Annotated in this window: 2 pseudogenes; both read right to left on the reverse strand. The window is 45.1% G+C overall.

Annotation, left to right across the window (positions count from 1 at the left end):
* A pseudogene (locus tag A3738_RS19230) lies at window positions 1–304 on the reverse strand (diguanylate cyclase); the annotation flags it as partial.
* A 21-nt stretch (window positions 305–325) separates the two neighbouring features.
* A pseudogene (locus A3738_RS31280) lies at window positions 326–1,357 on the reverse strand (GTPase); the annotation flags it as partial.

The raw sequence follows: 1,357 nt of genomic DNA on the forward strand, positions 1-1,357 counted from the left end.
TCTTTAGATGCGCACTGACCTTTTCTTCGTCATATTCTTCAGAAATAATAATTAGAGGGATATATAAGTCTTTTTTTGATATCTGAATGCAAGCTTGGCTTAGATCGAAGTCTGCCGCTGATTCTCTTGCAACAAATAAATCCCATTGTCCGTCGGATAACGCTTGCTCTAGTTCTTCTTCGTCTTCGATGAGTTTTGCTCTAGTTGCAATGCCAGCGTTTCGTAATAGGCTGACAAGTTTCTCTGCATCATTTTGAGAGTCTTCAAGTACAAGAAGGAAGAGGGTGTCGGTTTGTTTTGTCATTACTTATTGGTACCGCGTTAACTACAGACTAGGCCAAAGAGAATCGAATTCGTCTTCGAGACTTATTTCGGTTTTGGGTTGTTGTGTTTCTTCTTCGAGTTGCGCAGATTTCGAATCTAGAACATCTGTTGCGCGTAAGGTGTACTGGCTAAAACTACCAGTTTCTGAAACAGTGGCGGCTAGAATGCATTTAGATTCGATGCCGCTGAAACGCAAAATCACCTTATTGCCTTCTTTGAATGGGAGGCGAGGCGTAATTAGCGTGCTTGGTTGGCTGATGCTGCTCAATTCTGGTAGAAGCAAACCACGCAAAAATTCACTGTGTTTGCCAGTTTTGTTGAGTTGCTGCACCGCACATGGTTTGGCGCGAGGTGCGAGTAGCTCGATACCAAGCTGCGTACCTTTTTGCTTGGAGTATCGAATCCAGCGGATAACAGCAATGCTCCATGATTTCTCATCGTTTTCGCGCACACAAAGAAGTTCACCAGCTTGAACATTCTTTGGAATGTGACCGCCCCATTGAATGCAATATCCACCAGGGCTTGTATTGATCAGGCTAGTGGTGTGCACAGGAAAGTCTTTGTCAGCGCTCTCAGGATGATTGGTATAGTCAATCACCGACTCGCTAGGAATCGATTTCGGACTTGTAATAGCGGCCGCATCAAAGGCATTAGACCAAGGGTCGTTACTTTTGGCTCGACTAACGCGAGATTCGGTCGAGTTATCAAGGTCAATAGGTTCCATCCCAAACAAGTGTGGCTGGAAGGATGTTCGACCTGAGGTGTAGTAGTGCATAGCACTCAAACCAACAGCAAGCTCAAGCGAGCCATCGCTTGCGATACGCTTAAAGGTTCGTTTGGTGAGAATACCAAGTGAATGATGCAAGTGATGCAGTAAGCCATTACTGATATTGATCGGCATTTCTAAATGGGTGATCGTCGAATTCGCTGAACTTAGGTGCGAAGTGATGCGGGTAATGAGTTCAGCCGTATCAAACCCATAGTAAAAATCACTCAGCTCTTCATGCAGTAGGCTCTTGTGTCGCGGAGCTTG

It is taken from the genome of Oleiphilus sp. HI0066, from assembly GCF_001635725.1.